We start from the raw sequence: 4,024 nt of genomic DNA, 5'->3' as shown, positions 1-4,024 counted from the left end.
GGCCAGCAGGGCGCAGATCAGCATCGTCGTCTTGCGGGCGGCGTTGATGCTCCAGCCCATCTTCATGAAGTTGGACGACAGCCAGCCGCCGCCGTCGGCAGCGTCGGCGGCGGCTGGCTGTCGTCCAACTTCATGAAGATGGGCTGGAGCATCAACGCCGCCCGCAAGACGACGATGCTGATCTGCGCCCTGCTGGCCGTGCCGGTGATGTTCGCGGCCAATGTCGACAACCTTTGGACCGCCGTCCTGATCATCGGTGTCGCCACGGCGGCTCACCAGGGCTTCTCGGCCAACCTCTACACCCTGCCCTCGGACGTGTTCCCGCGTGGAGCCGTCGGCTCCGTCGTGGGCATCGGCGGCATGCTGGGCGCGGTGGGCGGCATGGTGTTCTCCAAGTACATCGGCCAGGTCCTCGACAAGATCGGCACCTACACGCCGATCTTCGTGGTCGCCGGCAGCGCCTATCTGGTCGCCCTGCTGGTCATCCACCTGCTGACCCCGAAGATGGAGCCCGTGAAGGTCTAGCGACCGTCATGAGCGCCTGAAGAACCAGCCCCCGGTCGCGAGACCGGGGGCTTTTTCGTGGAGAGACGGTATAAGACTCACATGTCCTCCCCCCTCCCCTTCAAGGTCGCCCTGGTCGGCTACGGCTTCGTCGGCAAGGCCTTTCACGCGCCGCTGATCGCCGCCACGCCCGGCCTGCTGCTGCACACCGTGGTCTCCAGCGACCCCGCCAAGGTCCTGGCCGATCATCCGGGCGTGAAGATCGCGCCCGACCTCGCCGCCGCCCTGGCCGACCCCGAGATCGACCTGGTGGTGATCGCCACCCCCGACCCGCTGCACGCCAGCCAGGCCCACGCGGCCCTGGACGCCGGCAAGGCCGTGGTGATCGACAAGCCGTTCGCGGTCACCCTGGACGAGGCCCGCGCCGTCGCCGACCACGCCCAGCGGGCCGGCAAGCTGCTGAGCATCTTCCACAACCGCCGCTGGGACAGCGACTTCCTCACCCTCAAGGCCCTGATCGCCGACGGGTCACTGGGCGAGATCGTGCAGTACGAGAGCCATTTCGACCGCCACCGCCCGCTGGTTCGCGACCGCTGGCGCGAGAAGCCGGGGGCCGGCGCCCTGCTGGACCTGGGTCCGCACCTGATCGACCAGGCCCTGCAGCTGTTCGGTCCGCCCCAGGCGGTCTATGCCGACCTCGCGGTCCAGAAGGACGGCGGCCAGGCCCCGGACTATTTCCACTTGGTGCTGCGCTATCCGCGCCTGCGGGTGCTGCTGCACGCCAGCCAGATGACGATCGACTCCCGCCTGCGCCTGGCCGTGCACGGGACCCAGGGCAGCTTCCACAAGGAGGGCCTGGACGAGCAGGAGAACGCCCTGAAGGCCGGGATCATCCCCGGCTCGCAAGGCTGGGGCGTCGATCCGCGTCCGGGGACCCTGACCGTTCCTGACGGCGAAGGCACGGTCAGCCGCGTGGTTGAGGGCGCGCCCGGCGACTACCTGGCCTATTACGCCGCCATCCGCGACGCCCTGTCGGGCCACGGCGCCAATCCGGCCCCGCCGGAGGAGGCCCTGGCGGTGATGGCGCTGATCGACCTGGCCGCCCGCAGCGCCGCCGAAGGCCGCGAGCTGTCGCTTTGAACAGGAAGATTGGGACCAACCCCGAGCTGCTGGCCGCCATCGCCGAGCAGGAAAAGGCCCTGGTCTTCCAGCGTTTCACCCTGGAGACCGCCTGGACCCTGGGGACCGCCCTGCGCGACGCCGCCCTGGCCCGCGCCGCGCCGGTGGCGATCGACATCAGCCTGCGCGAGCGCCCGCTGTTCCACGCCGCCCTGCCCGGCGCGGGTCCAGACAACGCCGACTGGGTGCGCCGCAAGCGCAACACGGTCCTGACCCTGGGGACCAGCACCCTGGCCGTCGGCCTGAAGCTGAAAGCCTCGGGCGAGACCCTGGAGCAGCGCTACGGCCTCTCGCCCCGCGACCACGCGGCCCACGGCGGCGGCTTTCCGCTGACGCTGGAAGGCCTGGGCTGCATCGGCGCGATCACCGTCTCGGGCCTGCCGCAAGTGGAGGACCACGCTCTGGTGGTGGAGGTGCTGGAGCGCCTTCTTCAGACCTAACCCCAAAGAATCCGCTCATCCCGGCGAAGGCCGGGACCCAGATGGAATGGCTTTGAGGCTGACGCCAGAAGCGCCGAGCTCTTCCAACCCGCCACACCGCCCTGGGATCTGGGTCCCGGCCTTCGCCGGGATGAGCGGTTCAAAGGGCGGCGCCTAGCCCTCCGGGTCCACCGGCGCCACCGGCGCATCCCCCGCCCCCACATCCCCTTCCCCCTCGTCAGGCGCGTCCGGCAGCGGCATGGGGCGTTCGATCCGGGCCCGGATCTCCGGGTCCTTCAACAGGGCCACGCGCATCACCTCTCGCGCTCGCGGGGCGGCGGCGCTGGAGCCGAACTGGCCGCCGTGCTCGATGATCACCGACAGGGCGTAGCGCGGGTTGTCGTAGGGCGCGAAGGCGATGAACAGGTTGTGGTCCTTCAGCCGCCAGGCGATGCCCTGGTTGCTGCGCGAGGCCCCGGCCGCGTACTGGCGCACCTGGGCGGTGCCGGTCTTGCCGGCCATCTTCACGTCGCCCAGGCCCAGCTGGCTCTGCTTGAAGGCGCCGCCGGTCGGGTCGTTGGCCACCGCCGCCATGCCGGCCCGGACGATCTCCAGGTGCTCCTGGCTGAACGGCAGGTCGGGCACGGCGTCGCCCTGCGGCTGCTCGACCCCGCCCACGGACTTCACCAGGCGAGGATTGAGCGCCTTGCGCCCGTTGGCCAGCCGCGCGGTCATCACGGCCAGCTGCAAGGCGTTGACGTTGATATAGCCCTGGCCGATCCCGAACGGCACGCTGTCGCCCGGATGCCAGACCGGGTCGCGCTTGAAGGCCTTCTTCTTCCATTCGCGCGAGCCGACCAGGCCCTTCTTCTGGCCCGGAATGCCGATGTCGAAGGTGCCGCCATAACCGAAGGCCTTGGCCGCGGCGCTGATCGGGTCGGGGCCGATGCGCAGGGCCATCTGGTAGAAATAGACGTCGCAGCTGTTCTTGATGGCGGCGTGCATGTCCTGCACCCCGTGGCCGCCCTTCTTGTGGCAGTGCCAGACCCGGCCGCCGAACGCCCAGYCGCCGGTGCACAGCACCCGCTCGGTCGGGTCCACCCCCGCCGTCAGCGCCGCCATGGCCACGGTCGGCTTGAAGGTCGAGCCGGGCGGATAGGTGCCGGTCATCACCTTGTCCAGCAACGGCTTGCGCTCGTACTCGGCCAGCGCCCGGTACTCCGGACCCGACAGGCCCTTCACGAAGCGGTTGGCGTCGAAGCTGGGGGCCGAGGCCATGGCCAGCAGGTCGCCGTTGCGGCAATCCATGACCACGATCGCCCCGCTCTCGTCGCCCATCACCTCCAGGGCGCGGTTCTGGATGTCGGCGTCCAGGGTCAGGCGGATGTCGGCGCCGGCCTTGGCCGGGATGTCGCCCTCGGGGTCCAGCCGCACCGTGCGGCCCTGGGCGTCGACCTCGGCCTTGTTGGCGCCCGCCTGGCCGCGCAGGGGCACGTCGAAGGCCTTCTCGACCCCCAGCTTGCCGATCCGGAAGCCCGGGTGATGCAGCAGGGACTGGTCCTGGGTCGGGTCGGCCTCGGCCTTCTTCAGATCGCGGTCCGACACCTTGGCCACGTAGCCGATCACGTGGGCGAAGGCGCCGCCGAACGGATAGACCCGCACCTCGCCCATGTCGGCGGTGACCCCGGGCAGTTCCGGCGCGCGGATGTTGATCCGCGAGAACTCCTCCCAGGTCATGTCCTCCATCACCGCCACCGGGGCCTTCTTGGGGGCGTGGGCCAGGTCCTTGAGCAGGCGCGAACGGCGGGCCGGATCGATGGGGACCAGCTGGGTCAGCTCGTCCAGCGTCGTCTCGGCGTCGAAGCCGGTGTCCTTGGTGACCATCAGCCGGAAGTTCGGTCGGTTGGAGGCCAGGGCCACGC

4 protein-coding genes are annotated in these 4,024 nt (G+C 70.0%); 3 read left to right on the top strand and 1 reads right to left on the bottom strand.

The window, feature by feature from the left end; all coding sequences use genetic code 11:
- From AC1DZ6_RS20585 to AC1DZ6_RS20575, 3 genes are all read left to right on the top strand, one after another.
- Positions 1-525, top strand: a 525-nt coding sequence (locus AC1DZ6_RS20585; RefSeq protein WP_477098995.1) for an MFS transporter, incomplete at its 5' end; no start/stop codon positions are given.
- A gap of 81 nt (positions 526-606) precedes the next feature.
- Positions 607-1,644 (top strand): oxidoreductase, encoded by a 1,038-nt coding sequence (locus tag AC1DZ6_RS20580; protein ID WP_477098994.1) that lies wholly within the window; start codon positions 607-609, stop codon positions 1,642-1,644.
- Complete coding sequence (locus tag AC1DZ6_RS20575) at positions 1,641-2,123, top strand: heme-degrading domain-containing protein (protein ID WP_477098993.1); 483 nt, start codon at positions 1,641-1,643, stop codon at positions 2,121-2,123. Before AC1DZ6_RS20580 ends, AC1DZ6_RS20575 begins: the two co-directional genes overlap by 4 nt.
- Before the next feature lie 153 nt (positions 2,124-2,276).
- On the opposite strand, the gene mrdA is transcribed toward AC1DZ6_RS20575, so the two are convergent.
- Positions 2,277-4,024 (bottom strand): penicillin-binding protein 2 (mrdA, locus tag AC1DZ6_RS20570; protein ID WP_477098992.1); only part of this gene is annotated, 1,748 nt, incomplete at its 5' end.

It is taken from the genome of Caulobacter sp. P1_B12_2 (assembly GCF_056406675.1).
Note: the sequence above shows the minus strand (reverse complement) of the source record. Positions and strands in the feature narration are given on the sequence as shown.

What these genes read in the sequence shown, in the direction of transcription:
- AC1DZ6_RS20580 (WP_477098994.1), top strand. Translation starts at nt 607, where the DNA reads ATGTCCTCCCCCCTCCCCTTCAAGGTCGCCCTGGTCGGCTACGGCTTC.